We start from the raw sequence: 26,424 nt of genomic DNA, 5'->3' as shown, positions 1-26,424 counted from the left end.
CGACAGGGACTTTCACCCTGCAAGATGCATCAAGCTTCGCTTGACGCACTAACGCTGCCAACAGCGGCCGAGCGAAGCGAGGTCCAGCGCACGAAGTGCGCGATGCTGCTTGGCTTTGTTAGCTTATTTCATTGGTTAAGATAGCCGTTTAGCCTACTTATTAATGCAGGTATTGCTTCCGGGTGAGACAAATAATCTTCTATTGGCATTAGCTTCCAGTGCTGCCCTTCATCACCAAAAGTAATCGCATCGATTTCTGATTGTTCACCTTGAGCCACAAAAAAGAAAGAATTTCCATTATTACTGTGACTAGGAACCATTTTCTTATATATGAACCTCGAAACAGGAAAGGTAATTGAGAACTCTTCCTCCAGTTCTCGTAACACACACTCTTCGGGTGACTCTGACCCTTCTCTACCTCCACCGGGAAAGTCCCACAGACCAGGGAAGGGTATATGAGAAAAATTATCACGCTTATATACTAAAAGCTGACCTTTGAGTATATAAGCTAATTTACACCCAGTAAAATTCACTTCCATCAGGAACCTCCCTTCATGGACAGCTAACATTTGTATCGTAGCCTCGGAGGCCGATTTGCCTGAGGCCAGTATTTCCTGAGGGATTTTCGTCAAAAACGGGCGCAAAGCCAAATAGCATGAGCCGTTCAGGTCATCTGCTCAATCGCACTGAATCCGACAAAACGATCACCAAGCCTCATATCCACTTTTGACTATGTCTTGTAACTTCATGATTTCAAATAAGTATCAGCAAATTTTCAGCCACACGCCAGGATACTGGCCTGCAGGGCCGTTTATCCTGCTTGAAACCCATTGGAAATCAGCACCGCCCGCCCGCTCACCAAAACGGCGCAGGTGGCTAAAAACCACGCTACCGCCCTTCTAATGACAGAATGCGACCTGCGATGCAGGCAGAGCCAGGGAAACAGAGGAATTAAGAATGGGGGAATTCACCCAGCCTGGCTTCCGATGCTCAGCTGACGATGTACTGTATGACGATCAAAATCTGGCACCGATAATCCCTAGGTGCCTACAGCATAATGCCCAAAACAGATTCGAGTTGAAAGGAAAAAACGCAGGGGCTAGGGACTAGATGAAAGGTTGAAAAAGCAACAGCGACTAACCGTGCCGATGTGTTTGCAACTCAGCATCAGCGATATCAGAGCGGCTTCAAATCCCCCTCAGCAGCAGACGAGCACCGGGATTATGCTCCGATTAGACCCGAAGGGGCGAAACAGGGACTGTTGAGCCGCCGATTGGGGACATGGATGTCCCCTTAGCGGCGTTCGAAGCATAATTCCGGCGCGCAGTGCAGCCGAAGGCCGGCTGATGGGTGGCGCGTTTCTTTTGCACACTTCCCCTTGTAAAAAGTCCTTGTCGCGCAACAAGGAAAGTAGGTCGCCGAGAGGCGAAGTGCAGACTCGAAATAATCAGCAGAGCTTCCGCCTACAAGCGCGACCCAGGACACTAAGGACTCCTGCTTTTTTCACTTATGCCATCCGGCATGGCGGCGTACCGCCGCGCGGTGCAATTCGCAGGCTCATTGGCACCCTACGAAAGCCAGTGCCCCTCTACCCCATTACCACCAATACATCAGAACGGCTTACATTCCCCCTTCTGAGCAGAAAATTGCTCCTGCATTTTCTGACTACCGGCCATCCATGGCCGTATGCCGGCTAGCACTGACGTCATTGTACGATCAGGCCCGCAGGGGCGAGACAGGGACTGTCGAGCCGCAGATTAGGCATATGAATGTGCAGGCTGGCAGTACGCCCACCGAATGAGCCCATAGCGCAGCGAAAGGCTTCGTCGCGGGGCGCGACTCCTACGACCACCGCACGCTTCAGCAGGGAATCAGGCTGCGCCGGTATCATTTAATCACGACTGAAATACCAGAGCGGGCTTAATCCCCCTTATGAAGCCGGCGAGCACTGGGGTCATTTTGTGAAATGGCCCGAAGGGGCGAGACAGGGACTGTCGAGCCGCCGATTAGCACATGGATGTGCATTAGCGGCGCCCGCAAAATGAGTTCAGAGCGTAGCGAAAAGGCTTCATCGGGGGCGCCTTTCTTTGGTTACTTTCTTTGCGCGTGCAAAGAAAGTAACACGCCCAGGAGGGCGGAACCGGCGCTATCCAATAACCACAATCGACCCGTTTACAGCCATTCATTCAATAGCATTCGGGCCGTCGCTTAACAGTATCTTCTTGAGTGTGAGCAGGATCTGTCGCGCCGGCGAAATGAGCCCAAAGCCCAGCGAAAAGGCTTCGTCGCGGGACGCGGCTCCTACGACCACCGCAAGCTTTTGCAGCCAATCAGGCTGCGCCGGTTTCATTAAATCGCTACAAAACTATCAGAACGCCCTTCATTCCCCCTTCTGAGCAACAAATGACTCCTGCATTTTCTGGCTAGCGGCCATCCATGGCCGTATGCCGGCGCGCACATGCGTCATTTTGCGATCAGGCCCGCAGGGGCGCATCCTTCAGGGTGGAAGCTTTGGTTACAGTTCCGCAAACCGATCCACCGCCACCGCCTCGGCTATCGCCTTATCGGCACTGCGCAATGCCTCGGCCTCCTCCACCGTAATCAGCTTCTGCTCCAGCGCCGCATCAATAGACTCAATACCAGCCGAGTGCAGCCGCGCCCGCTGGGGTTCCGTTGCCACCACCTGCACAAAAGCCTGCTCCACCAGATCCACCCCCTCCCCCGGGTTGCCGGGATAAACCCCCAGGGTGAGGCGGTCACGCACCGGCCCCGGTGTCAGCAGGCGCTCGGCGCAGGCGCAGGTTAACGCATCCGACGGGCCTGAGGCCCAGCGGCCGAGCGGAAATACACTCAGGCGCAGCAGCCAGGACACCGGCCTGGAGGGAAAATTGTCGATCACCTCGTGCAGGGATTGTTCGATGCGCACCAGACCGCGCTGCATGCAGGTATCCAGCAGTACGCGGTCATCCCTGGCACGGCCGTCATCCTCGAAGCGCTTAAGCGCACAGCTGAGCAGGAACAGCTCCCCCAGTACATCGCCAAGCCGGCCAGACAGCATTTCGCGGCGCTTGAGGTTTCCACCCAGCGTCAGCAGGCTCACTTCCGTCACCCAGGTGAGGGCTGCGGAAAAACGACTGAGCCTGCGGTAGTGCAGCGACAGCTCGGCGGCATCCAGCGGCACCGCCGCAAAATAGCCGAACGTTGCCCCGTGAAAGACGCTGCGCAGCAATGTCATGGCGGCAAAGCCTGCGTGCCTGAGCAACAGCGGATCAAAGGCAGCGACGGCCGCCGCTGCGTCGGGCTCTGCCGCGGCCTCCATTTCATCCAGCAGATAGGGATGGCAGCGCACCGCCCCCTGGCCAAATACGATCAGGCTGCGGGTCAGGATATTGGCGCCCTCTACCGTGATGGCCACCGGAATGGCCCGGTAGACATTGCCCAGATAGTTCAGCGGCCCGTCGCAGATCGCCTTGCCGCCGTGAATATCCATGGCGTCGTTGATGATCTCGCGCATGCGGGCGGTGGCCTGCACCTTGAGGATGGCGGACACCACCGCCGGCACCTTGCCCTGATCCAGCGCCTGGGTCGTGGCCAGGCGTGCGGCATCGATCAGGTACAGGCTGCTGGCCATGCGGCCCAGTGCTTCCTGCACGCCTTCAAAACGTCCCACCGGCAGGCCGAACTGATAGCGAATACGGGCATAGGCACCGGTGGTGCGCGCTGCCAGCTTGCCGGCACCGACACTGAGGGACGGCAGCGAAATGCTGCGCCCGGCGGCCAGCGCACTCATCAGCATCTTCCAGCCCTGGCCGACACAGGCCTGGCCACCGAGCACCCAGTCCATGGGCATGAACACATCCTGCCCTTCGTTGGGGCCATTGAGAAAGGCCTGCAGCGCCGGATAATGCCGCTCGCCAATGTTGATGCCGGGGGTATCGGTGGGCACCAGCGCCACGGTAATGCCGATGGACTCGACGTCCCCCAGCAGATGATCGGGATCATAGAGCTTGAAGGCCAGCCCCATCAGGGTCGCCACCGGCCCCAGGGTGATGTAGCGCTTGGCCCAGCTGACGCGCATGCCCAGCACCTGCTCACCCTTGTGCTCGCCATAACAGACAATGCCCCTGTCCGTCATGGAGGCGGCATCGGAACCGGCTTGCGGGCTGGTAAGTGCAAAACAGGGGATCTCCCGGCCATCGGCCAGGCGCGGCAGGTAGTAGTCCTTCTGTTCGGGCGTGCCATGGTGCAGCAGCAGCTCACCGGGCCCCAGGGAGTTGGGCACCATGACGGTAACGGCTACGGAAATACTGCGGGTCGAGAGACGCATCACCACGGCGGAATGGGCCGCGGCCGAAAAGCCCAGGCCGCCGAACTCCTCAGGGATAATCATGCCGAAAAAACGCTGCTGACGCAGAAAATCCCAGATCGGCTGCGGCACCGCCCGCTGCTCGACCGTAAGATCCCAGTCATCGATCAGGCTGCACAGCTGCATGACCGGGCCATCCAGAAAGGCCTGCTCTTGGTCACTCAGGCGCGGCGGCCCCGAGGATAGCAGCTGCGCCCAGTCGGGCTTACCGGACAACAGCTGCGCATCCCACCAGAGCCCGCCCGCCTCCAGCGCCTCGCGCTCGGTATCCGAAATGGGCGGCAGCAACGCCCTGATGCGCCGCAGCACAGGCCCGCTGATATAACGCCTGCGCCAGCGCCCGATAACGCCTTGCGTCTGCTGCATGAGCTTGCCTCTGTGCCGCTGAATGTTCAGCTAAGCATAGACGCATTCCACTGCAATCAGGGGGCTTTGACGGTATACAGACGCTGCATCAATGCCAGCCCTCAGGGCTCCACCAGCCCCTTGAGCTGCGCAACGATGTGCGCGCCGATGGGAATGGCGGATGTGGCTGCCGGAGACGGTGCGTTACACACCACCAGCGCCCGCTGGGTGCTGACGAACAGGAAGTCGTCCACCAGGGCGCCATCCGGCGTCACGGCCTGGGCGCGTATGCCGGCGGGGTACGGTGTCAGATCATCCAGGCGCAGCTGCGGGCAGTATTTCTGTACCAGTTTCAGGTAACCACGCTTGAACAGTGAATTCCTGAATTCAGACAGGCTGGCCTTGAAGTTCTTCATCAGTACCCGGCGCAGCCCTGAATAGCACAGCATCTCCAGACTGTCCCTGAGGCTGATATCGGTCTTGCGATAGCCCTCGCGCTTGAACGCCAGCACTGCATTGGGGCCAACCGTCACGGTGCCATCGATCATGCGGGTCAGGTGCACCCCCAGGAATGGCAAATCAGGGTCCGGAATCGGATAGATCAGATGATTGACGATGCGATTGTGTTCCGGCGGCAGCAAAAAGTACTCGCCGCGAAACGGCAGTATCTTGAAGCTCGGTTCAAGCCCCAGCAGCCGCACAACCCGGTCCGCCATCAGGCCCGCGCAGGCCACCAGATAGCGCCCCCTGAAGGTACCGCCGCTGGTGTTCACCTCCACGCCATCGCTGCTCTCATCAATGGCGGTCACTTCGGTACCGAACTTCAGGGTACCGCCGGCTGCTTCCACCAGTTTGCCCATCTGAATGGTGATGTCGGTGTAGCTGACGATGCCGGTGGAGGGCACAAGGATGGCGCCCACACCGCTGATGTTGGGCTCGCGCGCTTTCAGTTGCGTCTCGGACAGCACCTCTATCTCGATGCCGTTTTCCTCGCAGCGCGACACCAGCGCCAGCATGCGCTGGTACTCGGCCTCATTGGTGGCCACCAGCAGCTTGCCGCAGCTGTCGTACTTGATACCGTACTCGTCACAGAAGGCCCGGGTTGCCACATTGCCCTCGCGACAGAAGCGTGCCTTGAGACTGCCGGGCTTGTAATAAACGCCGGCGTGAATCACACCGGAGTTGTGCCCGGTCTGGTGCTGCGCAGGCCCAAGCTCCTTTTCGAGCACCAGTACCGATTGACCGGGATAGGCCTGCTGCAACTGCCAGGCGGTGGACATGCCGAGGATGCCGCCGCCGATAACGATAAAATCATAGTTATTGTTCATGCATTGCCCTGTGTCTGGGTAAAAAGTCCCGCTGCGTCTGTGTAAAACCCTGCTTTCGCACATCCCTGTGCCCGCAGGATGACCGCCAGGGAGGGTGGAAATACTGAAAACGCAGGAGTGGTATTTCAGTAAAGTACGTCCCTGTACAAAAAAGCCGGGTTCAGTGAACCCGGCCTTGATCTATGCATCGCTGATTTACGAGGTCACGACGGCGGCGCCAATACCGCGACGGCTGTACATAAAGAGCGCGATAAAGACCGCCAGCCCCGCCAGATCCACCGACCACATGCCGTGTGGCCAGAGCATGGCCGTACCGGCAGCACCGCAGACCAGGCGCAAGGGCAGGTTCAGCTTGCTCTCCAGATACCCTTCCATGAAGCCGACAAAGGCATAGAGGCCGAAGAGCGCGAACACGAACACCCGCAGCACCTCCTCCGCCGAGCCACCTATCAGGTTGGTGTAGCCAAACAGCAGCGGCACAATATAGAGGCCCTTGGCGATCTTCCAGGCGGTAAGGCCCGTAGCCATGGGGGGCGTCTTGGCGATGGCCGCCGCGGCAAAGGCCGTAAGGCATACCGGCGGCGTGACGTTGGAGTCCTGCGACAGCCAGAAGATGATCATGTGTGCCGACAGCAGCGCCATGGACAGCACCACCGGATCCACCGCCTGGGTCATCAGCTGACCGACAAAATCCGCCGGCACCAGTGCCAGCAAGGCTCTGGCATCGGGTTCCGACATCGGAGACGCCAGCAGCGCCACCTTCTCCGGGTCCACCAGCATGAAGATCATGCGCGCCGCTTCCGGCAGGCCACCGCTGACCATCAGTTCAATCAGCTTGGTTTCGGCGATCAGGTTATAGAGCGCCGGCGCCGACAGGGTCGCGAGCACTATATAGGCCGCGGTCACCGGCAGACCCATGCCCAGCACCAGGGAGGCCAGACCCACCAGCAAAATGGTGATCAGCAGGCTGCCACCGGCCCAGTCGGAAATCATCAGCGAAAAGGTATTGCCGATGCCGGTCATGGCCACCACGTTAACCACCAGCCCGATGGCTACCAGCAGCATCGCCGTGGTCGCCATATTGCGTGCCCCCTGGGCCAGGGCATCAAATACCGCGGTGGGCCCCATGGGGTTCTTTGACAGCCAGGATGCCACCACAACCGAGATAATCGAGATACCGGCGGCATAGGTGGGCGTAAAGCCGTAAATCAGCAGCCCCACCAGTACGGCCAGGGGCAGCAGGAAGTGCCAGCCTTCCTTTAGCACCTCCTTCAGCGGACGGGTATCCAGTTCTACCGACTGGGCATGGCTGCGCATCGCTTCCACACGCACATAGAAACCCACCGACATGAAGTACAGCAGCGCAGGCAGTGCCGCCATGGCGACAATATCGACATAGGGAATCTGGGTGTAGGACGCCATGATAAAGGCCCCTGCCCCCATGACCGGCGGCATCAGCTGTCCACCGGTGGATGCGGCGGCTTCAACCCCTGCAGCAAAGCGCGCCGGGAAGCCCGCGCGGCGCATCAGCGGAATGGTGATCACGCCGGTGGAAACCGTATTGGCCACCGAGGAGCCCGATACTGACCCCATCAGGCCAGAGCCCAGCACGGCGACAAAGCCCGGGCCACCCACAAAGCGACCGGCGGCACAGCGCGACAGCTCAATGATGAAATCGCCGGCACCGGAGCGTACCAGGAAGGCGCCGAACAGAATGAACATGAAGACAAAGGTCCATGAGATGCGGGCAATGGAGCCGAACATGCCATCGGAGCCGAAATAGGAGCGGTACAGCAGGGTTTCAAGGCTGAGGCCGGCAAAGCCGAACATGCCGCCGATAAAGGGGCCCCACCAGAATACATAGGTCAGCGCCACCACGATAAGGCTGGGAATAAACCAGCCGGTGGTGCGCCGCGCCATTTCCAGGGCGATAAAGATCGCCAGCAGCGAGAACACCCAGTCGAGGGTGACGAATTCAACGCCGCGGTCATAGAGGGCGTCTTCAAAACCGATCAGATAGAGCGCACAGGCGATGGCCGCAAGGCCCACCAGAATATCCAGCAGCAGCACGGTACGCTGACCGGCGAGGCTCTGGCTTTTGAACCCGGGCACCATCAGGGCACAGATCAGCGCAAAGCCGCCAAAGTGAATGGCCGATACATAGAGTTCGGACCAGGTTCCCAGGGTATTGAAATAGATGTGGGTCAGTGAGAACAACACACCGATCCAGTAAACCACGCGACCAACGGACGACTCCGCAGGACGCTGAGCCAGCTCAAGGCTCTTGAGTTGGTCCGCGGTCTCCTGATCGGTATCCGGGATTACAGTGCTCATAGGAAGTATCCGTGGGCTAACAACCAAAACGGGAACTGTCGCACGCAGCGCCTGCGACAGAGGCAAAGATTCCGCACCGGATGGACTCCGGCGCGGCGGGCGCTTATTGAGCGATCAGATGCTCGGGAATCTCGATGCCCACTTCCTTGTAGTAGCGCGCAGCACCAGGGTGCAGCGGCACCGGCAGGCCGGCGATGGCTTTTTCCAGCGACATGTCCTTGGTGGCCTTGTGAATACCGTTCAGGAAGGCCAGGTTTTCATACACGGTTTTGGTCAGCTGATAGACATCTTCTTCCGGGATATCATCCCGCACCGCCAGAAAGTTGGGCTGTGCCATGGTCTGCACATCCTGGGTCTGGCCGGGATAGGTATTGGCGGGGATGGTAAAGCGCGTCCACAGCTTGTAGCGACCGTTGGCCTTGGTGATTTCCTCATCGGTGAAATCCAGAATGCGGATATCACTGCCCAGGGCTGCAAAGGCACGGGTAATGGCCGAGGTCGGCACGCCGGACGGGATGTTCATGCCATCCACGGTGCCGTTCTGCAGCGCATCCGCAGAAGGTCCGTACCCCATGTACGCCATGTCCATCTTGTCCGCATCCAGCCCAAGGTTTTCGATAATGGTCAGACCCGAACCTTCGGTGCCGGAGTTCTTGGGCCCGATGGAGAACTTGTTACCTTCCAGGTTCTTCAGGTCCATGATGGTGCCCTTGGGGGCAAACTTGTTCTTCACCACGAACTGTTCAACGTTCTGCCACAGCATGGTGACTGAACGCAGGCCCTTTTGCGGGCCGGAATTCTTCAGATCACCCTCACCTTCCCAGGCCCAGGCGCCGTACAGCCCCTGCAGGATGGAAAACTGAGCTTCGTTTTCGCGCATCAGCTTGATGTTTTCGCCGGAACCGGCCGAGTTGATCGCCGACATGGCCATACCGATGGACGGCTCAAGCTTGACCTTGGCCAGGGTGGCCAGCGCCACGCCCACCGGGTAGTAGGTACCGCCTGTGGAAGCGGTCGCCAGAATATAGGAGCGGTTCTCGGCCGCCTGACCCAGGGTCGCGACAGTGCCCAGCGTGCTGGCGACCAGCGCCAATCCAAAACCTTTCAGAAGCGTGCGTTTTGTCAGACTCATATCGGTGTTTTCTCTTGTCGTTATAGGAAAAACAGTTGCCGGACTGTTTAATGCAAGCCTGATACCAAATCTGAATAATATTTTAACCATTTGTTATAAATGGAGTTTTTCAGAAATCATCAGTCAGCAGAAGTTCCAATCGGCCGTTTTTTGCTTATCCTGGGCGGCGATCGTCGGCCAAAAATGGCCTACTCATGGCAAAACGCCCGCGAGTCGCTCTCGAATACCGCTCCACAACCCTCTGTTGCCGCCTGTTCGGCCACGGGTACAACAGGTATAGGCAAAAAACCGCCGACTTCCCACGACAAGAAGGAAATCAGCGAGTTATAACGCGGTTATTAAGGGTTTATGTGAGAACAGCTGCGTCTTGCACCGGTATTCGTTGACCGCTACAGGGGCCTTCCCCTGCGACTCAAAAGAGCCCGCGGGCTCCCATGGAGGCCCTTTAGTCCTCGCAGCCAGCCTGTACAAAATCGCTGCGGTTGATGCCGTAGCGCGTCATCTTCTGATTCAGGGTACGCCGTGGCAGATCCAGCTCGTCCATCACCGCCTTGATCGAGCCTGCGTGGCGCTGCAGCGACTGGCGGATGACCTCGGCCTCGAAGGCCCCGACCTGCACGCCAAGCGGCTGCGTACTCAGCTGACCCTGCAAGCCGCTACCGGCCTGCTGCGCACCTGAGCCTGAGCTCAACGACCGCGACGCCTGCATCGGCGTGATAGCCGGAAACAGCAGATCTGCCAGCTGTACCCGCGCATCCAGTGCGAACCGCAGGGCAATGTTTTTCAACTCGCGCACATTGCCAGGCCAGCTGTAGCGCAGCAGGGTACGCCGTTCCAGATCCGTTATCCTGCGCGGCTCGCGCTCGTGCTGCCTGGCGCAGCGCTCGACGTAGTATTCGAACAGCAGCGGTATATCGTCCGAGCGATCACGCAGCGCCGGGATGTGCAGCTGGGAGACATTGAGGCGGTAATACAGATCCTCGCGAAAGCCTTCTTCCACCCGCAGATCCACCTTGGCGGCGGCAACCACGCGCAGGTTTACGGCGATGGGGCTGTTTCCCCCCAGACGCTCGATAACCCCTTCCTGCAAAGTGCGCAGCAGCTTGATCTGCAGATGCGGCGGCATGCTTTCGATTTCATCAAAAAAGAAAGTGCCGCCATCGGCATATTCGAACTTGCCGATGCGCTTTTTCATAGCCCCGGTAAAGGCGCCCGCCTCATGGCCGAAGAGTTCGCTTTCGATCAGGGACTCCGGAATGGCGCCGCAGTTAACGGGCACAAAATGATGACTGTGCCTGTTGCTGAACTCATGCAGACACTGGGCCACCAGCTCCTTGCCGGTGCCGGTTTCACCGTAGATGATCACGTTGGTATCAATGGATGCCAGCAGCAGGATTTCCTGCTTCAGCCGCGCAATGGCCGGAGACAGGCCGATAAGGCGTGCATCAATACCCGACTGGGATGCAAGGTTGTGCTGCAGACGGTCATTTTCCAGCATCAGCCGGCGTTTGTCACAGGCGCGCTGCACCGTTGCCACCAGGCGTTCGGGAACAAAGGGCTTCTCGATAAAATCGTAGGCCCCCTCGCGCATGGCCTGGGTCGCCATATCGATATCACCGTGGCCGGTCACCAGCACCACCGGCATACCCGGCACCCGCGCCAGCGCCTCCTGCATCAGCGCCATGCCATCCATGCCCGGCATGCGCACATCGGTGACGAGCACACCGGCAAAACCCGGCTGCAGGTGCACCAGCGCAGCCTCGGCTGCGCTGCAGCTGATAACCTCAAAGCCCGACAGGCGCAACCATTGCTCGGTTGCCTTGCGAACCATGGTTTCATCATCAACCAGTAAAACCGTACCTTGCTGGAGCATCAAAAACATCCTGTATAGCAACCGCCAGAGACCTGCCTTGCGCAGCCCTGAGTTGTTGCATCATCAACCCGTAAAACCGTACCTTGCTGGAGCATCAAAAACACCCTGTATAGAAACTGATGTGCCCCCACAAAAGTGGACACACTTAGATCGCCGCAAGTTTTACCCTGTTTCCCGGAATTCGCAGGCTCATTCCAGCCTACAGACGGCAACCGTAGGTTGGTAATGAGCGTAGCGAATTCCGACATCCGCAGCGAAGCTGTGGAGAATCTCAGCCCTGCTTATACTGCGGCAGGCGCAAGGTAAAGCAGGCGCCGCCCTGGGGCGGATTCTCGGCGTGAATTTCACCCCCAAGATCGCGCACAATGCTGCGCACTATGGACAGGCCCAGCCCCAGGCCGCTGCCGATATGCTTGGTGGTGAAGAAGGGTTCGAACAGCTTGCCAAGTGCTTCTTCGGCAATGCCGGTGCCCCTGTCCGCTACCTGCAATTCGAGCCAGCCACCTTCGGCCCTCAGCCGCAGTGACAGCTGGCGCGGCTCAAGCGAATCCAGCATGGCATCACAGCCATTCTTGATCAGATTCACCAGCACCTGTTCAAGCCTTGCGCTGTCGCCGGCCACGCGATCGTCCGGGATATCGGGGCTGAAATCGACCTGCACCTGTTCTTCTGCAAAACGGCCACGAAACAGCGCCAGCGCCTGCTCGATGGCGTTCAGCAGGGAAACCGCCTCCATGCGTTCGGGTTTGCGATAGGCAAAGGTTTTCAGCTGGCTGGTAATCACCGCCATGCGATCCACCAGACCATCCACCTCGACCAGGCTTTCATCCAGCATCTGCGGTTGCTGCAGCATTTTGCGACAGATGGCCACATAGGTCCGCATGGCGGTCAACGGCTGATTCAACTCATGCACCACGGCGCTGGCCATGCGCCCAAGAGCCGCCAGCTTTTCAGCCTGCAGCAGCTCCTGCTGCATGCTTTGCAGCTCGCGGGTGCGATCAACCACCTTCGCCTCCAGGGTTTCGTTGGCCTCCTGCAGCGCCTGCTCCAGCCGTTTGCGCCTGGAGATATCAATCACCGTGACCAGGTAGTGCGCCCCCTCTCCCACCTTGCGCGCCCCCTGCATGGCGCGAATGGAGAACAGCAGCGGGAATTCACTGCCATCGCCGCGCACCCCGACGGCCTCCTGCCCGATCAGGGCGGCAAAGCCGCGCTCGCCAAGGCGCCCAAGGGCACGCTCCAGCACGCCGAATTCCGCCGCGGGCGCCAGTAACCGGCGCAGGGGTTGCGCCAGTGCAAGCGATGGCGACAGACCAAACTGCTTCAGCGCGGTGCCATTAAGAAACAGCATCAGACCGCGCTCGTCCACGGTGATAAGCCCCACCTGGGCGGTGTCGATAATATCGCGCTGCTGCTGCTCGCTGCTGGCCAGCGCCTGCTGCGCCTGCTGTTGCGAGCGCTGCTTGAGGCGCCGCTCGCGCAAGAACAGCAGCAACAATGCAACAGCAATGCAGCCCCCCAGGGTCACCAGCATGGCCGAACGCATATTGCGCTTGGCCACCGCGGTATCCTGCAGCACCGTGAGGGTCCAGCCTAGATCGTCCAGTCGCACCGACTGCGCCATTGATTCAGCACCCGACTCGGACGGCCAGAGATGAACCGCGGTGCCGTTGCCCAGGTGGCTCTGGCGCGCATCGCCGGACAGCTCACCGAAGTCGCGGTGCAGCCAGTCCTTTTGCGAGGACGCAAAGACCATTCCCTCACTGCTGCTGAGCATCCAGGGCACACTGGCCCCCAGTCTTGCCTGCAACAACTCGAGACTCAGGCGCACCACTGAGGCGCCAATAAAGCGCTGCTCGTCATAGATGGGCGCCGAGAGGTAAAACGCCGGCTGCTGCTGATCGGAATCAATCCGAAAACGCCGCCCCTGATTGCCCTCGCGGGCATCGGTGAAATAGTCCCTTGAGCGGTGCGAACGCAGATAGAAATCCTGCTGATCACGCCAGCGACTGTACGCCACGGCACGGCCGCTGCCATCCAGAATAAAGAGCGCGGTGGAACCGGCCACCAGACTGGTCTGCTCCAGATAGCGACTGACCCGCACACCCATCTCCTGATTGGGGTAGAGCAGCAGTGCTCGCACATCCCGATTCTGCGTCAGCAGAAACGGCAGGTAGTCGTAGCTGTCGAGCCAGCTGCGGATCTCTCCGATACGGCTCAGCAGCACTTCGCTGCCACCGCCTTGCAGCGTCTGCAAAGTCCAGTCACGCGCCCGATCCGCCGCCAGAGTTACCAGCGCGGCCGTGAGCGTGAGCCCTGCGAGCCAGAACACCAGACGGCGTTTGTTTCTGCCTGATACTGCCATGGGCACCGCTTTCCTTATGGTCACACTTAACCTGTTGTGAAAAGCCTTTGTACAAAAGACAGGGCCCCGCGTACGGGGCCCTGTCTGGCTCAGGCAGTCTGTCGGGCTTGGTCGATCGTAGCGAGGGAAAGTCCGTTTTGTTCAGCACATCCATGTGCTTCACCCCTTCGGGGTTTGCACGTTCAATCGTTCCCGACGATTGAATGAGGCAGTTTTTGAGCTCTTTTGAGGCAATAAATCGGCAGGAAAGCCGATTTACACAGCGTTAGCTGCCCACCGGGCAAGCTACAGGGATGTAGCTTGTGAATAGTGGCCCTATAAAGAGTAAACAAAAATGACCCCTCTTTACCGTAAAGATTCGGCTTTTCCGCACGACTGCATGGATGCAGGAGGTAGAGCGAAGCAGGATGCCCGAGCCGAGTAGATCAGTGTTAAGTCCGACAGGCTGCTAGCATCACTCAGCGCATCAGATCGCGATGACTTCGTAGCCCTCGCCCATTTTTGCCGCACCCGCGGGGTTGGTAACCACCGCAACGCTGGCATTGTCACCGGTCAGGTAACGCTGCGCCACCCGGGTCAGATCTTCCAGCGTCACCGCCAGAATGCGCTGACGATAGGCCCTGCGCTGCGCCGCTGTGCGGCCAAAGAGCGTACTGTGGTAGGCCTGCTTGGCTTCACCGGCGGGCGATCCCGGCTTGTCGATGGAGCTGACCACACCAAGAATCGCCTCTTCGAGCTTCTGCGGGTCCTGCGGTGTCTCAAGCAGCCAACGGATGGATGCATCGAAATCGTCCAGGGTTTCGGCCAGGCGCGGATCGCGGTAGGAGAAGAAACGGAAGGCCGCATCGGATGAATCCTGGCTGGCACCTGAACCGTAGGCGCCGCCTTTCTCGCGAATGGCCCGGTGCAGATAACCGTTGCGCAGGAACTCACCCAGCACCGTCAGGGCCGCCGAGTCTTCGTGCTCGACCGGTACTGTGGGATAAGCCTTGGCACAGAAGTTCACCTGGGTGCTGGTGGTCCAGAGCTGGCACACCGATTCGCGCACAGGCTCAAGCGCAAAGGCGCTGAAATCCGGGCTCACGGCCACAGCCTGCCAGCGGGCCTGGATCTGCTGTTGCATGCTGTCCTGCTGATCGGCGTCACCCACCAGCAGGAAGCGCCGCGGCGCACGTTGCAGTTTCTGCTTGATGCCCTCGAGCTGCGCCGCCAGCTGCGCCAGGGCACTGTCATCCTTGAGGGACGCATCGAGGGTCTTGATAAAGCGGATGCTTTCCAGACCACGGGACTCATGACCCAGCTGGGCGGCAGGACTCATGCGGGCAACCGCCGCGGTCATGGCCAGTGCATGCCCCTGACCGGTAATGCTCTGCTCCTTGCGGGTGCGGGTCTGGGCCACGATTTCGCGCAGACGCTTGAGCTCATCAAAGCGGGCGCTCTGCAGCGTTTCGTGCATCAGATCAACCAGCGCCTGCTGCTTGCTGGCCAGCGCCTTGCCGGATAGCACCAGGAAGCCGCTGACCTGCTGCTCATTGTCAACCGCGCCACGCACTTCGGTGTAGGCACCGATGCTGCCGCAGACCTGGGACTGATACTGCTGGTTCTGCTTGTAATCACGCTCGCCACAGCCCAGTTCCGTGAGGCAGTGTGTAAAGAGCGGCAACAGACGACGCTCCTGCGCATCCAGCGCCGGCAGATCGATTACCAGCTGCTGGTACACCAGGCCGTTGGTGCCCTGCGCATAGGCCTCCAGCGCCAGCGGCTGCTGCAGCTGTGTCTGGGGCTGCGGGATTTTCATCTCTGCCGGCACATCGCTGATACCCACCTTGGGCAGAAGGCTTTCGTCATCTTCCTGCATCTGGCGGGCTTCCAGCGCTGCCGTCTGCTCGATCAGCTGCTGCTTTTGAGCATCACTCAGGCGCCCGCGAATGGCTTCAAGCTGGGCCGCTTCCGCCGCATCGCGACGGCTTGCCAGCTGCTTGTCAGGGCGCAGCGACAGCCGTACCAGGTGGGCGTTGTCCAGCAGCAGTTCACGCACCATGGTCTGGATGAAGTCTGGCTGCTTGATATCCTCACGCAGTTTTTCCAGCACCGGATCCAGGTTCAGCACGGCAATCGGGTCACCGTTGTGGATACCCGCCGAGATAGACGACATGATCAGATTCAGGCCGTAGGGGTAGCCATCGCCACTGAGTTCACGCTGGGACAGTTCCAGCTGATGCAGCTGGGCTTCGAGCATTTCCTGCGGCACGCCATTTTCGGCCACCGCGTTCAGCGTATCGAGCACCAGTTTTTCAAAGGCGTCGGCGTGCTGCGGATCACTGCCCTCCAGACCACACATGAAACTCATTTCGCGATTGGAGTCTTCCAGCCCGCACAGCGGCGATGGTGCGCTGCCCAGCTCACTGGATTCCAGCGCATGGCGCAACGGCGAGGCGCTGTTGTCCAGCAGCACACGGGACAGCAGGTGGGCGCGCAGCTGCGCTTCCAGATCGATTGACTGCCCCAGCAGCCAGCCCATCACATGGTGGGTCTTGCCGGACAGGTCCTCCTCGTCCAGCGCATAGGCTTCCTCAACGCGAATGGGCGCGTGCAGGCGTTTTTCGTCACTCACCTGTATATGGCTGTCCAGACGCTCGAACTGCGCCAGCGCCTGGCCATCAAAGCGAGCCTGCAGCTCTTCAACCGCAATATTGCCAAAGGTCATGAAGACCGCGTTGCTGGGGTGATAGTGGCTGCGGTAGAACGCCAGCAGCTCGTCGTAGCTCAGATCGGTAATGCACTCCGGATCACCGCCACTGTTGTAGTGGTAGGTGGTGGTCGGGAACATATGCTTGCCAAGGGTCTGGTAGAGGGTCGAGACGGCGGAGCTCATGGCCCCTTTCATCTCGTTCAGTACCACCCCCTTGTAGACCAGCGGGGAATCCGGATTGCCGGCTTCACTGAACTCCATGCGATGACCTTCCTGGGCGAAGTCCAGCGGATCCAGGCGCGAAAAGAAGGTCGCATCCAGATAGACATCCAGCAGATTGAAGTAATCCTTGCGGTTCTGGCTGGCAAACGGATAGGCGGTCCAGTCGGAGCTGGTGAAGGCATTCATAAAGGTATTGAGTGAGCGGCGCGTCATCATGAAGAAGGGATCGCGCACCGGGTAACGCTTGCTGCCGCACAGCGCCGTGTGCTCAAGCATGTGGGCTACGCCGGTGGAATCCATCGGCACTGTGCGAAACGCCACCAGGAATACATTTTCTTCGTTGTCGGCGGCGATGTGAAAGTGCCGCGCGCCGGTTTGCTGATGCTCATACTCCGCCATTTCAATGTTCAGTGATTCTATGACTTCACTGCGGAGAAAACGAAAGCTGGAATGACAGTTCTGTGTCTGCATGAAAGCGATGTGCCTCAACCTGTCCGTGGTCGTCACTGCGACCTTGATGAAAAACGCAAACACCCATTCTATAGGCTCTGCGCCCGGTTTCAAAAAACTGTTGCATTCGAGTGTTAGATTGGCGCCGATGTTCCGTGCAAGGCAAGGGTTTTCAGCGCCCGCCAAGTTGCTTCGCATCTGCGTTGTAACAGCACCCAGGCAACCCGTAAACTCTGCCAATACTGCTGAACACAGGGATATCAGTGCGAGTTTGGTCTTTGAAATATATTTTGTGCAGCGCAGCAATATGGATTGACAGAGCGATGGCCTGGCTCTATATTTGATCTCAATTGCTGCAACGCACAAATTTGATTCCAGTTAACGCCGCCAATATCAAATTGAGGTAACAAACATGTACAACGATATGATGAAAGACCTGAAAGACAAAATGCAGCCTGTTGTTGATATCACCGAGATCAACAAGAAAGCAGCCGAAAAGCTGTTTGCCCTGCAGTCTGCCTGCGTCACCGACCTGTTCAACAGCAGCATCTCTCAGATGAAAGCCCTGACGTCTGTCAAGGAACCCAAGTCTGCCATAGAACTGCAGGTTCAGTTCTTCAAGACTCTGGAATCGAAACTGACCGACGTTACCGAACAGGAAATCGCTACCCTGACTGAAGCCAAGGATCAGCTGAGCGAAATCGTTGAGAAAAGCATCAGTGAAATGTCTGCACTGCCGACCAACTTCTTCGGCGACTTCAGCAAGTTCACTGACATGAAACAGTTCGCTGATTTCAGCAAGTTTCCCGATTTCAGCAAGTTTCCCGATTTCAGCAAGTTCGCTGACATGAGCGCCTTCACCGCCGCTCCTGCTGCTGAAGAAGCTGAGAAAAAAGCACCGGTCAAGGCCGCGCCGCGCAAAGCCGCTGCTCCTGCTGCGACTACCGCTGCGTAAACCGTGTTCTCTGGGGATCCACGTCCTCAACCACTCGGGTCTGGCCCAGCCAGACCTTTTTAGGGCTACCCTCGGGTAGCCCTTTTTTTATACAGGGACGTATTTATCCTGCGGGTACAGGATGTACCTGAGCAGGGTTTATGTTCAGGATGAACGGTTCCTGTAAAACGCTCCTGCATTTACAGGACTTCCGCCATCCTTGGCGGTGATACCGTGGGTGCATGGATGCACACGACTACAAGGATGTAGGAGGTAGAGCTACGCAGGATGCCCAAGCCGAGGAACGGCGCGGCTCAGGTTACGCAAAGATATCCTTAAGATCCTGCGGGTACACGGGCAGCTTATTGCTCCTGCAGAAGCTGCATTCACTACACCCATGTAGCTTATGTACCTGAGCAGGGTTTATGTTCAGGATGAAGGGTTCCTGGCAATTCCTTGAAATGCGCTCCTGCATTTACAGGACGTCCGCCATCCCTGGCTCGCTACTATTCCCGAATGATCGCCTCACCCCGCGCCAGTGCCGGCAAGTCACCTTCCAGCCCCATGGCCATGCGGATGACCTTGCGCTTGGCAGGGGCCAGCCGCTGCGCCAGCCCCAGGCCCAGATTGCGCAGCAGCTTTAATGGCAGATTGCGGTTGCTGAACACCCGGTAAAACGAATCCATCAGCTGCATCATCATCAGATTGTGCTGCCTTCGTGCATCCTCGTAGCGCGCCAGCACCTGTACGGCACCAAAGGGCTCGCCGCAAGACTGCGCCTGGACGATCACCTCGGCCAACGCCGCCGCATCCAGCAGACCGATATTGACACCCTGCCCGGCCAGCGGATGGATCATGTGAGCCGCATCACCTACAAGGACGACACCCTCACCGACATAGCGCTGGGCATGCTGACGTCGCAGCGGGAAAGAGCCGCGTGCAAACAGCTTATCGATCTGCCCGAGACACGCCGGAAAAGTGCGCTCGACCTGCTGCAAAAACGCAGCATCGTCCAGCGCCATGAGGGCTTTGAGCGTATCGGGTTTGCCATACCAGACCAGTGAGGCGTGATTACCCCCCAGCGGCAGAAAAGCCAGGGGCCCGGTTGGGGTAAACTGCTGCCAGGTGATGTCCTGCTGGCCATAGCCTGTCTGTACACTGGCGACCAGCGCGTGCTGATCGTAGTCCCACTGCGTCACACCGATACCGGCGGCCTGCCGCACGCGGGATTGTCCACCGTCCGCCGCCACCAGCAGGCGACCAAGAACTTCGCGCCCATCGGCAAGCCGCACCAGACTGCTGCCAGGCGCGTATTCAATATGCTCGGTACGGGCCGGACAGATAAGATCAATATTGGCAAAGCTGCGCACACGCTCCAGCAGGGCCAGTTGCACCACGCGATTTTCAACGATATGCCCCAGCTCGCTGCAACCGATCTCGTCGCTATTGAATTCGGTAGCCGCTCGCACTTCATCCGCTTCCCACACCTTCATGCGCCGGTACGGACACAGACGCCGGCTGCTGATCCCCTCCCAGACGCCCAGGGTCTGCAAGATGTTGCGTGAGGCCGCGCTCAGGGCCGACACCCGCAGGTCATACGGCTGCCCAGGCTCAAACGGCGCCGCAAAATCATGCTCGATCAGGGCGACCGACAAGCCGCTGTTGCCCAGCGCACAGGCCAGGGTCGCACCGACCATGCCGCCGCCGACGATCAGGATGTCATAGCGTGGTTTCATAACGGGCTCTTCGAATTCGATTCAGGCGGGAGACAGTGCAAAGCGGGAAAAAACAGCCGCGGACGCGCCACAACAGATCGTTGTGGCGCGTCGCGTGCCTTTATATTTCGGTAACACCGCCCATATAGGGACGCAGTACCTCAGGCACCTCAATGCTGCCATCGGCGCGCTGGTAGTTTTCCAGCACCGCCAGCAGGGTGCGACCGACCGCCAGGCCCGAGCCGTTAAGCGTATGCAGCAGCTCCGGCTTGCCGGTTTCGGGGTTGCGCCAGCGCGCTTTCATGCGCCGCGCCTGGAAGTCCAGCATGTTGGAGCACGAGGAGATTTCACGGTACTTGTCCTGCCCCGGCACCCAGACTTCAATATCGTAGGTTTTGGCCGCACCAAAGCCCAGATCGCCGCCACAGAGCGTAATCACGCGGTACGGCAGGTTCAGCATCTGCAGAATTTTCTCGGCATGGCCGGTCAATTCCTCCAGCGCATCCCAGGACTTGGACGGTTCGACCAGCTGCAGCAACTCGACCTTTTCGAACTGGTGCTGACGGATCAGGCCACGGGTATCCTTGCCGGAGGCGCCCGCTTCCGAACGGAAACAGGGCGTATGGCAGGTAAAGCGCAGCGGCATCTGCTCCGCCGGCACGATTTCGTCCCGCACCAGGTTGGTCACCGGCACTTCAGAGGTCGGGATCAGGTAGTAGTCACGATCGCCGAAGGGAACCTTGAACAGATCCGCCTCGAACTTGGGCAGCTGCCCGGTGCCATAGAGGGAATCCGCATTGACCATGAAGGGTACATAGACTTCGGTGTAACCGTGCTCGCCGGTATGGGTATCCAGCATCAGCTGAATCAGTGCACGGTGCATGCGGGCAATCTTGCCCTTCATGACGGCAAAGCGTGCGCCGGTCAGCTTGGCGGCGGTTTCAAAATCCAGCTCGCCGTGCTGCTCACCCAGATCAATGTGATCCTTTGGCGTGAAGTCAAAGGTGCGCGGCTGGCCCCAGCGACGCACCTCAACGTTATCATCTTCGCTCAGCCCTTCGGGTACGCTCGCATCCGGCAGGTTGGGCACCCCCAGCAGCAGATCGTCGAGCGCGGCCTGCAGATCAGCCAGGTTAACCTTGGCCGCGTCCAGCTGCTCGCCCAGAGCCTTAACTTCAGCCTTGAGCGGCGCTACATCTTCCTTGGCGGCCATGGCCTTACCGATCTGCTTGGAACGGCTGTTACGTTCATTTTGCAGGTTTTCGGTGATGACCTGCACTTCCTTGCGCTGCTGTTCCAGTTCGCTAAAGCGCTCGACGGGAAAGTCGAAGCCCTTTTTCTTTAACAGCTGTGCGACTTCTTCTGGATTAGAGCGGACGTATTTAGGGTCTAGCATGGGTTCTCAAAGCACCTTTTAAATCACAGCAGACGGGTTAGCGACATGCCGACATAAAGGGCGGCAAGGCACAGAATAACGCTCAATGATACATAGATTAAAGCGGACATGACATGCCCCTCCTGCAGCATCACCACCGATTCCAGCGCGAAGGTGGAGAAGGTGGTGAAAGCACCGAGAAAGCCGACCATCAGCAGGGGGCGTAACTCAGGACTCAGGCGTGCCTTTTCGAGCACCAGCACGAAGAGCGCGCCCATCAGCAGAGAGCCCGCGACGTTACACGTCAGGGTGCCCAGCGGAAAGCGGCCATTGGCATTGTTGAGCAGGCCACTGATCCAGTAACGCCCCAGCGCACCCAGGGCGCCCCCAGTGGCAATCGCTAACAAGTGCAGCATGAATCATCCTTATGTCTCGCGGGCATTCAATTCAGCTCAGACCGACAGCAACGCTATCGCTGCAGTTGAAATAATGCGGGTGAAATTATTCGGGCGCATAGCGGCGTCGGGCGCTGCGGGCATCGAGGCTGGCCAGATGATCCAGCTTGTCGGCAATCTTTTGCTCCAGCCCCCGCCGACTCGGCTCATAGTAGCGCCGATCAGCAATCGACTCCGGCAGGTAAACTTCTCCCGCTGCGTAGGCTCCGTCTTCATCGTGCGCATAGCGATACTCGTCGCCATAGCCCAGCTCTTTCATTAGTTTGGTCGGCGCATTGCGCAGGTGTACCGGCACCTCAAGGCTGGCATCGGCGGCAACATCGGCCCGGCATTGATTAAAAGCACGGTAGACCGCATTGCTCTTGGGCGCACAGGCGCAGTAGATCGCAGCCTGGGCGATAGCCCGTTCGCCTTCCGCCGGCCCCACCCGCTCGAAGGCATCCCAGGCGGACAGCGCGACCTGCATGGCTCTGGGGTCAGCATTACCGATGTCTTCAGAGGCAATGGCCACCAGACGGCGCGCCACATACAGCGGGTCACAGCCGCCATCGAGCATGCGGCAATACCAGTAGAGCGCACCGTCGGGCGATGAGCCGCGTACCGACTTGTGAAACGCCGAAATCATGTCGTAGAACAGATCACCCTGCTTGTCGAAGCGACGCCCGCCGGCACCGAGCACCTCCGTCATGACCGACTCATCAATGCGCTCAACGTCGCCGTCAGGCTGGGCCAGGTCTGTGGCAATTTCCAGCAGGTTCAGTGCCCGCCGCGCATCACCATCGGCCGCCACGGCAATCTGCTGCAGCACGCCTTCGGCGACATCAAGGCGCCGCTGTCCCAGACCACGCTCGCTATCCTTGAGCGCATGGTGCAACAGGCCCAGCAAGTCCGCTGTTTCCAGGCTGCGCAGCAGATAGACACGGGCGCGGGACAGCAGTGCGTTATTGAGTTCGAACGACGGATTCTCGGTGGTGGCGCCAACAAAGATGACGGTGCCATCCTCGATATAGGGCAGAAAGGCATCCTGCTGTGACTTGTTAAAGCGGTGCACCTCATCCACAAAGAGGATGCTCTTGCGTCCCGACTGGGCCTTGTAGGCACGGGCTTCCTCGATGGCCGCACGGATATCCTTGACCCCCGAAAGCACTGCCGACAGCGTCAGAAAGTGGGCATCAATCTGCCGCGCCATAAGCCGCGCCAGGGTCGTTTTGCCGACACCAGGCGGCCCCCAGAAGATCATCGAATGAGCGACACCCTGCTCCAGCGCCAGACGCAGAGGCTTGCCAGGTGCCAGCAGATGCTGCTGGCCGGCGTATTCATCAAGGTTGCGGGGGCGGATACGGGCTGCAAGCGGCTCATAACCTGGGGTGTCATCGGCAAACAGATCGTCCATCAGGCACCCGGATCGAGTATCAGGTCTGCGCCGTCGGGCACATCAAAGCTGAACAGGTCAGCGCCCAGAGACGGGTTCTGCTGCTGGTTGTGAAACTGGATGGTGGTGCGCTGACCCAGCGAGTCTTCCAGCATGAGCTGACCAATCTGATCTTCGACAAACAGCAGACGGATGCGGGTAAAGGTGCTCTGCTCGTTGCGTGGCAGCAGTTCAAACAGCGCCTCGCTGCCGGACTCATTCACCAGCCTGATAGTGAAATCCTCGCCCAGGCGGTCGATCTGGCCATTCAGAATCAGGGCCGGCGCGCTGTTGCCATTGGCATCAAAGGGCTTGCGCGTAACCTGCATCAGATCGGGGTCGTAAATCCACAGGTAGGTACCATCGTTGACGATCACCTGGGGGAACGGCTCTTCGCTGGTCCAGCGGAACAGGTTGGGCTTGCGCAGCAGCAGAGTGCCGTTGGTCGCCTCGGTGCGCTGACCATTGTCCGTCACTGAAAACTGCTCGAATTCGGAACTGAAGGTATCGTAGCCCTGCAACATCTGCTGCAAGCGCACATCCGCCTCCAGCGCCCAGAGCGGCGCCGAAAATAACGACAAAAGACCTGCAAAACCAACAGCAACTAACTGTTTCATAATCAATCTCTCGGTGGCGGTGGCGCGAGTACTTCGCGCTGACCATTGCTGCCTGCCGACGTAACTACGCCAGCAGCTTCCATGGTTTCAATCATTCGGGCGGCGCGGTTGTAACCAATCTTGAGCTTGCGCTGCACACTCGAAATCGATGCCTTGCGACTCTCCAGTACAAAAGCTACGGCTTCGTCGTAGAGCGCATCCTGCTCATCATCGAACATGCCGGCAGAAGGTGCGCCGCCTTCCGATGGATCGCTCAGAATGTCGTCTATATAGGCGGGCGCACCGTAGAGTTTCCAGGCATCCACGATGCGGTGCACTTCCTCATCGCTGACAAAGGCACCGTGCACGCGGTTCGGCACGCTGACGCCCGCCGGCAGATACAGCATGTCGCCGTTGCCCAGCAGATTTTCCGCACCCGACTGATCCAGGATGGTGCGCGAATCGATTTTGGAGGACACCTGAAAGGCAATGCGCGTCGGCACGTTGGCCTTGATCAAACCGGTAATAACATCCACTGACGGGCGCTGTGTCGCCAGGATCAGGTGAATGCCCGCCGCACGTGCCTTCTGGGCGATACGTGCGATCAGCTCTTCCACCTTCTTGCCGACGATCATCATCATGTCGGCAAACTCGTCGATCACCACCACTATGTACGGCAGCGTTTCAAGCGCTGGCGCCGGGGTATCAAACGGCAGACCTTCCTGTTCCGGATTCCACAGCGGATCCTTGATCGGCTGTCCCTGCTCCTGCGCCTTGAGCAGCTTCTCGTTAAAGCCCGACAGGTTACGCACCCCCATCTTGGCCATCAGCTTGTAGCGCCGCTCCATTTCGGCCACACACCAGCGCAGACCACCGGCGGCTTCCTTCATGTCGGTAATAACCGGCGTCAGCAGGTGCGGGATACCTTCATAGATCGACAGCTCCAGCATCTTGGGGTCGACCATCATCAGGCGCACTTCATCGGGCGTGGCCTTGAACAGCAGGCTGAGCAGCATGGCATTGACGCCCACCGACTTGCCCGACCCCGTAGTACCGGCCACCAGCAGATGGGGCATCTTGGCCAGGTTCACCACCACCGGATTACCGGCGATGTCGTTCCCCAGCCCCAGCGTCAGCTTCGATGCGGCCTCGCGATAGGGCTTGGAGTTCAAAACCTCACTCAGGCGCACTGTCTGGCGGGACTCATTCGGTATCTCGATACCCACCACCGACTTGCCCGGAATGACCTCCACCACCCGCACGCTGAGCACCGCCATGGAGCGGGCCAGATCCTTCGCCAGATTGGTGATCTTGCTGGCCTTGACGCCTGGCGCCGGCTGCAATTCGAAACGGGTGATAACCGGGCCCGGGTTCACTTCCACCACCTCGGCAACCACTCCGAAGTCCTTCAGCTTGTCTTCCAGCAGGCGCGACATCATTTCGAGCTGTTCGTCGCTGTAACCCTGCTCCTGATGCAATTCAGGCGGGTCCAGCAGGTCAAGCGAGGGCACCTGCTGGCGCGCTGGACGCAAACCTGTGGAGGCCTGATTATGATCAAGCCCCAGGTCGCTGTCCTGCATCGGCTTGTGAGCCTCGGCCAGTGGCACTATGCGCACACCCTTGCGCACCGCCTCGTCCATTCCCTGCCCTGCAGCGCCACTTGGTGCCGCCATGCGGCCTACTGCGCTATCCAGCACTTGCGATACGGCGACAGGCCCCGGCGCGACGGCTCTGGCATCTGTTGCGTTCGGCATAGCCTGTTCAACAGCAAAAGGCGCATCAGCATAATCGCTGTAGTCCTGACTCACGCTGTCGCGCGGATCTTGCGGCGCTGACCTGGCAGCCGGGTTTTCTTCGAACGAGAAGCTCGGTTCTACACGCTCAGGCCGGGGCACGGGACGGCCAGCTGCAGTCTCACTGCTACGGCTCTGGGCCTGAGAGGGCGCATCTTCATCGGCAAATTCAGGCGTCAGGAACAGCGGTGCCTGCTCTTCTGTCAAACCGCTGAATGTCGAGCCCTGAGCTGCTGTGCTCTGTAAAGGCTCAGTGCGAACCCGCGCGCTGGATACACTGCTGCTATAGCCCGGTGCAGCGGCCGGCTTCGCAGCGGCCGGCGTCTGCGTATGAGCACCGGAACGCGATACACGGCGCGCGCGCAAACTCCCCAGGGACGCAATCCGGGCGGGCAGGCTCAGCAACCCGCGCCCAACCCAATCCAGCGCCTGGCCGATCGACACTTCAACATAACAGGTCAGCCCCACCAGCATCAGGGTCCAGAGCACGACAGAGCCGCCCAGCACACTGAACCAGGACACGATCCAGTCTGACAATGCCTGACCAATCAGACCGCCGGCAGTAAAGGGATACTCAAATACCTCGTTTGATAGATGCAGCGATGCCAGCGCACAGAGCCCGGCCACGAACATCAGGCCGCCACTGGTGCGCAGAATCAGGTACGGCATGCCATCGAGCAAGCTAATCTTGCGGCGCAGCAAAAAGCGCAGGGACGGATAGGCGAGCAGTATCGGCACCAGCCAGGCGCCAACACCAAAGAAGGAAAACAGCCAGTCCGCCACCCAGGCACCGGCGGTACCGGCAAGGTTCCTGACCTCTGGCTGATAGCCCAGGTGAGACCAGCCCGGATCCCGGCCGTCGTACCCCAGCACCGCTATCATCAGGTAGAGACAGACACCCAGCACTAGCATCAGCGCCGATTCCTTGGCTATACGCACCAACAGTTCCGTAAACGACAGCGATGCTTTCAAATTCTGTTCACTCAAACAACAAGCCCTTAATTTAGCCCGATTTTTCAGGCCAACAACATACCACAA

The 26,424-nt window shown here is 59.1% G+C and carries 15 protein-coding genes and 2 pseudogenes; 1 reads left to right on the top strand and 16 read right to left on the bottom strand.

Annotated features, from left to right (window positions below; all coding sequences use genetic code 11):
* Positions 1-128: 128 nt before the first annotated feature.
* From MRS74_RS16795 to MRS74_RS16755, 9 genes are all read right to left on the bottom strand, one after another.
* On the bottom strand, positions 129-539 hold the full coding sequence (locus tag MRS74_RS16795) for an NUDIX hydrolase (RefSeq protein WP_254581429.1): 411 nt from the start codon (positions 537-539) through the stop codon (positions 129-131).
* 1,643 nt (positions 540-2,182) lie between these two features.
* A complete protein-coding gene (locus MRS74_RS16790) occupies positions 2,183-2,350 on the bottom strand; it encodes a hypothetical protein (protein ID WP_254581428.1) in 168 nt (55 codons plus the stop codon).
* A 165-nt stretch (positions 2,351-2,515) separates the two neighbouring features.
* A complete protein-coding gene (locus MRS74_RS16785) occupies positions 2,516-4,732 on the bottom strand; it encodes an acyl-CoA dehydrogenase (RefSeq protein WP_254581427.1) in 2,217 nt (738 codons plus the stop codon).
* 101 nt (positions 4,733-4,833) lie between these two features.
* Positions 4,834-6,039 carry an L-2-hydroxyglutarate dehydrogenase gene (gene lhgD, locus MRS74_RS16780; RefSeq protein ID WP_254581426.1) on the bottom strand — a complete coding sequence of 402 codons (1,206 nt, stop codon included), beginning with the start codon at positions 6,037-6,039 and terminating at the stop codon, positions 4,834-4,836.
* Between the two features lie 195 nt (positions 6,040-6,234).
* Complete coding sequence (locus MRS74_RS16775) at positions 6,235-8,373, bottom strand: TRAP transporter permease (protein WP_254581425.1); 2,139 nt, start codon at positions 8,371-8,373, stop codon at positions 6,235-6,237.
* Between the two features lie 103 nt (positions 8,374-8,476).
* Complete coding sequence (locus MRS74_RS16770) at positions 8,477-9,505, bottom strand: TAXI family TRAP transporter solute-binding subunit (RefSeq protein WP_254581424.1); 1,029 nt, start codon at positions 9,503-9,505, stop codon at positions 8,477-8,479.
* A gap of 445 nt (positions 9,506-9,950) precedes the next feature.
* Positions 9,951-11,378, bottom strand: a complete 1,428-nt coding sequence (locus tag MRS74_RS16765; protein WP_254581423.1) for a sigma-54-dependent transcriptional regulator — start codon at positions 11,376-11,378, stop codon at positions 9,951-9,953.
* A gap of 271 nt (positions 11,379-11,649) precedes the next feature.
* Positions 11,650-13,743 carry a sensor histidine kinase gene (locus MRS74_RS16760; protein ID WP_254581422.1) on the bottom strand — a complete coding sequence of 698 codons (2,094 nt, stop codon included), beginning with the start codon at positions 13,741-13,743 and terminating at the stop codon, positions 11,650-11,652.
* Positions 13,744-14,209: 466 nt separating this feature from the next.
* Positions 14,210-17,128, bottom strand: coding sequence for an insulinase family protein (locus MRS74_RS16755; RefSeq protein ID WP_254581421.1), 2,919 nt, complete (start codon positions 17,126-17,128; stop codon positions 14,210-14,212).
* A gap of 391 nt (positions 17,129-17,519) precedes the next feature.
* Between MRS74_RS16755 and MRS74_RS16750 the strand changes: the two genes are divergently transcribed.
* Positions 17,520-18,062 (top strand): phasin family protein, encoded by a 543-nt coding sequence (locus MRS74_RS16750; RefSeq protein WP_254581420.1) that lies wholly within the window; start codon positions 17,520-17,522, stop codon positions 18,060-18,062.
* Positions 18,063-18,547: 485 nt separating this feature from the next.
* Here MRS74_RS16750 and MRS74_RS16745 read toward each other — a convergent pair whose 3' ends face one another.
* From MRS74_RS16745 to MRS74_RS24345, 7 genes and pseudogenes are all read right to left on the bottom strand, one after another.
* Positions 18,548-19,777, bottom strand: coding sequence for a UbiH/UbiF/VisC/COQ6 family ubiquinone biosynthesis hydroxylase (locus MRS74_RS16745; protein ID WP_254581419.1), 1,230 nt, complete (start codon positions 19,775-19,777; stop codon positions 18,548-18,550).
* A gap of 100 nt (positions 19,778-19,877) precedes the next feature.
* Positions 19,878-21,152 carry a serine--tRNA ligase gene (gene serS, locus MRS74_RS16740; protein WP_254581418.1) on the bottom strand — a complete coding sequence of 425 codons (1,275 nt, stop codon included), beginning with the start codon at positions 21,150-21,152 and terminating at the stop codon, positions 19,878-19,880.
* Positions 21,153-21,175: 23 nt separating this feature from the next.
* Positions 21,176-21,547, bottom strand: a complete 372-nt coding sequence (gene crcB / locus MRS74_RS16735) for a fluoride efflux transporter CrcB (RefSeq protein WP_254581417.1) — start codon at positions 21,545-21,547, stop codon at positions 21,176-21,178.
* Positions 21,548-21,632: 85 nt separating this feature from the next.
* Entirely contained in the window at positions 21,633-22,979 is a 1,347-nt protein-coding gene (locus MRS74_RS16730; RefSeq protein WP_254581416.1) for a replication-associated recombination protein A, read from the bottom strand.
* Positions 22,979-23,614, bottom strand: a complete 636-nt coding sequence (gene lolA / locus MRS74_RS16725) for an outer membrane lipoprotein periplasmic chaperone LolA (RefSeq protein ID WP_254581415.1) — start codon at positions 23,612-23,614, stop codon at positions 22,979-22,981. Before lolA ends, MRS74_RS16730 begins: the two co-directional genes overlap by 1 nt.
* A 2-nt stretch (positions 23,615-23,616) precedes the next feature.
* A pseudogene (locus tag MRS74_RS24350) lies at positions 23,617-25,104 on the bottom strand (DNA translocase FtsK); the annotation flags it as partial.
* A gap of 705 nt (positions 25,105-25,809) precedes the next feature.
* Positions 25,810-26,325, bottom strand: a pseudogene (locus tag MRS74_RS24345) (DNA translocase FtsK 4TM domain-containing protein); the annotation flags it as partial.
* Between the last annotated feature and the right edge of the window lie 99 nt (positions 26,326-26,424).

This window comes from Marinobacterium sedimentorum, assembly GCF_024267675.1.
Lineage (GTDB): Bacteria > Pseudomonadota > Gammaproteobacteria > Pseudomonadales > Balneatricaceae > Marinobacterium_A > Marinobacterium_A sedimentorum.
The sequence above is the reverse complement of the archived record's forward strand: the minus strand, read 5'-3'. Positions and strand labels throughout refer to the sequence as shown.

What these genes read in the sequence shown, in the direction of transcription:
- MRS74_RS16795 (WP_254581429.1), bottom strand. Translation starts at nt 539, where the DNA reads ATGGAAGTGAATTTTACTGGGTGTAAATTAGCTTATATACTCAAAGGT.
- MRS74_RS16790 (WP_254581428.1), bottom strand. Translation starts at nt 2,350, where the DNA reads ATGAAACCGGCGCAGCCTGATTGGCTGCAAAAGCTTGCGGTGGTCGTA.
- MRS74_RS16785 (WP_254581427.1), bottom strand. Translation starts at nt 4,732, where the DNA reads ATGCAGCAGACGCAAGGCGTTATCGGGCGCTGGCGCAGGCGTTATATC.
- lhgD (WP_254581426.1), bottom strand. Translation starts at nt 6,039, where the DNA reads ATGAACAATAACTATGATTTTATCGTTATCGGCGGCGGCATCCTCGGC.
- MRS74_RS16775 (WP_254581425.1), bottom strand. Translation starts at nt 8,373, where the DNA reads ATGAGCACTGTAATCCCGGATACCGATCAGGAGACCGCGGACCAACTC.
- MRS74_RS16770 (WP_254581424.1), bottom strand. Translation starts at nt 9,505, where the DNA reads ATGAGTCTGACAAAACGCACGCTTCTGAAAGGTTTTGGATTGGCGCTG.
- MRS74_RS16765 (WP_254581423.1), bottom strand. Translation starts at nt 11,378, where the DNA reads ATGCTCCAGCAAGGTACGGTTTTACTGGTTGATGATGAAACCATGGTT.
- MRS74_RS16760 (WP_254581422.1), bottom strand. Translation starts at nt 13,743, where the DNA reads ATGGCAGTATCAGGCAGAAACAAACGCCGTCTGGTGTTCTGGCTCGCA.
- MRS74_RS16755 (WP_254581421.1), bottom strand. Translation starts at nt 17,128, where the DNA reads ATGCAGACACAGAACTGTCATTCCAGCTTTCGTTTTCTCCGCAGTGAA.
- MRS74_RS16750 (WP_254581420.1), top strand. Translation starts at nt 17,520, where the DNA reads ATGTACAACGATATGATGAAAGACCTGAAAGACAAAATGCAGCCTGTT.
- MRS74_RS16745 (WP_254581419.1), bottom strand. Translation starts at nt 19,777, where the DNA reads ATGAAACCACGCTATGACATCCTGATCGTCGGCGGCGGCATGGTCGGT.
- serS (WP_254581418.1), bottom strand. Translation starts at nt 21,152, where the DNA reads ATGCTAGACCCTAAATACGTCCGCTCTAATCCAGAAGAAGTCGCACAG.
- crcB (WP_254581417.1), bottom strand. Translation starts at nt 21,547, where the DNA reads ATGCTGCACTTGTTAGCGATTGCCACTGGGGGCGCCCTGGGTGCGCTG.
- MRS74_RS16730 (WP_254581416.1), bottom strand. Translation starts at nt 22,979, where the DNA reads ATGGACGATCTGTTTGCCGATGACACCCCAGGTTATGAGCCGCTTGCA.
- lolA (WP_254581415.1), bottom strand. Translation starts at nt 23,614, where the DNA reads ATGAAACAGTTAGTTGCTGTTGGTTTTGCAGGTCTTTTGTCGTTATTT.